The sequence below is a fragment of the Thermomonas sp. genome (assembly GCF_035369645.1).
Taxonomy (GTDB): Bacteria; Pseudomonadota; Gammaproteobacteria; order Xanthomonadales; family Xanthomonadaceae; genus Thermomonas.
This window is the reverse complement of the sequence record NZ_DAOOUM010000073.1, coordinates 4,286-6,650: the sequence shown is the minus strand read 5'-3', so window position 1 is coordinate 6,650 and position 2,365 is coordinate 4,286. Positions and strand designations below refer to the sequence as shown.

The following is a 2,365-nucleotide window of genomic DNA, read 5'->3' as shown; positions in this document are numbered from 1 at the left end:
GTGGAATCCACCAGCACCGGCACCTCGCCGGCAGCGGCAACCACCGCCTTGATATCGACCAAATCCAAGGTGGGATTGGCGGGGGTTTCGATAATCACCAGCACGGTGTCGGCGCGGCGTTTGGTGGCGATGTCGTCGGCGGCCACAAATTCGGCCTCCAGCCCGCACATGCCGCTAGCCAGTAGATGGTCGGACGTGCCATACAGCGGCCGCACCACCAGCACATGACCGCCATGCGCACGCCGCGCCAGCAATACCGCGGTGAGCGCCGCCATCCCCGAGGCAAATGCTACGCAGGCATCGGTGCCTTCCAGCTTGGCAATCGCGTTTTCGGTGCGCGCCACGGTGGGGTTGTGCAGGCGCGCATAGATCGGGTTGGCGGCATCGTGCTTGCCGCCAATCAGCGCATCAAAACTGGCCCCCGCCACATCGAGATCGGCGATCGGGTAGGTGGTGGATAAATCCAGCGGCGGCGCATGCACACACAACTGCGCAAAATCTTCGCGTCCGGCGTGAACGGCGGTGGTTTGAAAGCGATGCATGGCGGGCTCCTGCGTAGAAATCTACGAAATACTCTTGCCATGCTAGAACCTTATTCGGTCGTTAAACTTCACCTCGAAGATTATTTTGAAATTGAGCGAAATCATCATGCTGGACCGAACCGACTACGCCCTGCTGCGGCTGCTACGGAAGAATGCACGGCTGCCCAACAAAGACCTTGCCGAAAAAGTGGGAATTGCGCCATCTACCGCGCTGGAACGGGTGCGGCGGATGCGCGAAGACGGCGTGTTACTGGGCTATCACGCCGAGATCGCACCGCAGGCGATGGGGGTGGGTTTACAGGCGATGGTATCGGTGCGGCTGGCCAAACACTCGCGCGCCTTGCTGGACGGGTTTCATCGGCATGTGTTGTCACTGCCGGAAGTATTGGCTTGCTACCACGTGGCCGGTGCGGATGATTTTTTGGTCCACGTCGGTGTGCGCGACAGCGAGCACTTGCGCAACTTCACGCTGGCGGCGTTCACCGAGCGCGAAGAAGTAGCGCATATCGAAACCCGGCTGATCTTCGAGTTTCGCCGCAATGTAGAACTGCCGGCGCGCACCGATGCGCCGGCATAAGCATCAGGGTTACACGCGCTCAGTGTGCGTCTTGTGTCGCAACTTTCGGCGCAGGCTTGACCAGTGCATCATCGCGCGCAGTCGCACGCTGTGATTTCGGGCGCTGCAAGTGCGGCATCGCATACGCTTGAAACACGGATTTTGGCTCCAACTCACCAATTTGAATGTAGTAGCCGATGAAAGCGGACAGATACAGATCGGCCACGGTAAAGCGGTCACCGACCAGGATGAAGATGACCGAAATCAGCAGGCGCTACCTTAGCCTACAGCGCGTCGATATCCCCCAGCGCACGGATCAACCGGCGTGCGCGTTTGTCGGGTTTGGTCTCGGGTGGATGGTAGCCGGCACGCTCGGCGGCGCGCTGGGCGCGGGCGAGTTCACGCGCCGCACGTGAGGCTTCGGATTCGCGATACAGCGTCTGCGCGATAGCCGCCGGGCCACGTACCACCGACAATATCAGCACGTCGAGCTCGAAAATGTCTTCCATGCGTTGCACGCGCAGCGCATCCCCCACCCGCACGCCACGCGCAGGTTTGGCGCGCTGCCCACCCACCGCCACCTTGCCGGTTTCAATCGCGTGCTTGGCCAATGCGCGGGTTTTGAAAAAACGCGCGGCCCACAACCATAGATCCAGACGCACGCTGGGATTGGCGGGGTTGGTTTCGCTTTGCATCGGCAAATTCTGATCCTGTCAAACGCAAACGGCCACCCGAAGGTGGCCGTCGTGCGAACTGGTGGTGAGCCTTATTCGGCAGCAGCAGCGGCGGCAGCCTTGGCGCGCGCCTTGGCATTGCCAGCCAAGTCTTCCTTGATGCGGGCCTTCTTGCCTTCCAAACCGCGCAGGTAGTACAGCTTGCTGGCGCGCACTGCGCCACGGCGCTTGACTTCCACCGAGTCGATGGTGGCGCTGTGGGTCTGGAACACGCGCTCGACGCCGAAGCCATGCGAGATCTTGCGCACGGTGAACGCGGAGTTCAGGCCGGCATTCTTCTTGCCGATTACCACGCCTTCGTATGCCTGCACGCGCTCACGGTTGCCTTCCTTCACCTTCACGTTGACCACTACGGTGTCACCGGGACCGAAGTCGGGCAGCTTGCGGGTCGCTTGGGCGGATTCGAAATCTTGCAGCAGGGTATGGATCGAGGGCTTGTTCATGGGATCAACCTATTGATGTGTGTTGCGTGCTTGTGCACGCGCCTGTTGGAGTCGTTGTTGCGCGAGTGCACGTGGACCCGCGTCATGGCA

The 2,365-nt window shown here is 60.9% G+C and carries 5 protein-coding genes; 1 reads left to right on the top strand and 4 read right to left on the bottom strand.

Annotation, left to right across the window (positions count from 1 at the left end):
* Positions 1–542, bottom strand: a 542-nt coding sequence (locus PK789_RS11190; protein WP_324308874.1) for a PLP-dependent transferase, incomplete at its 3' end; no start/stop codon positions are given.
* Between the two features lie 91 nt (positions 543–633).
* Between PK789_RS11190 and PK789_RS11185 the strand changes: the two genes are divergently transcribed.
* On the top strand, positions 634–1,119 hold the full coding sequence (locus PK789_RS11185) for an Lrp/AsnC family transcriptional regulator (RefSeq protein WP_324308873.1): 486 nt from the start codon (positions 634–636) through the stop codon (positions 1,117–1,119).
* Positions 1,120–1,138: 19 nt separating this feature from the next.
* Here the strand turns inward: PK789_RS11185 and PK789_RS11180 are convergent, their stop codons facing one another.
* From PK789_RS11180 to rplS, 3 genes are all read right to left on the bottom strand, one after another.
* A complete protein-coding gene (locus PK789_RS11180; RefSeq protein ID WP_324308871.1) occupies positions 1,139–1,324 on the bottom strand; it encodes a hypothetical protein in 186 nt (61 codons plus the stop codon).
* Between the two features lie 58 nt (positions 1,325–1,382).
* Positions 1,383–1,793, bottom strand: coding sequence for an RNA-binding S4 domain-containing protein (locus PK789_RS11175; protein WP_324308869.1), 411 nt, complete (start codon positions 1,791–1,793; stop codon positions 1,383–1,385).
* A gap of 71 nt (positions 1,794–1,864) precedes the next feature.
* Entirely contained in the window at positions 1,865–2,275 is a 411-nt protein-coding gene (gene rplS, locus PK789_RS11170) for a 50S ribosomal protein L19 (protein WP_324308868.1), read from the bottom strand.
* Between the last annotated feature and the right edge of the window lie 90 nt (positions 2,276–2,365).

What these genes read in the sequence shown, in the direction of transcription:
- rplS (WP_324308868.1), bottom strand. Translation starts at nt 2,275, where the DNA reads ATGAACAAGCCCTCGATCCATACCCTGCTGCAAGATTTCGAATCCGCC.
- PK789_RS11175 (WP_324308869.1), bottom strand. Translation starts at nt 1,793, where the DNA reads ATGCAAAGCGAAACCAACCCCGCCAATCCCAGCGTGCGTCTGGATCTA.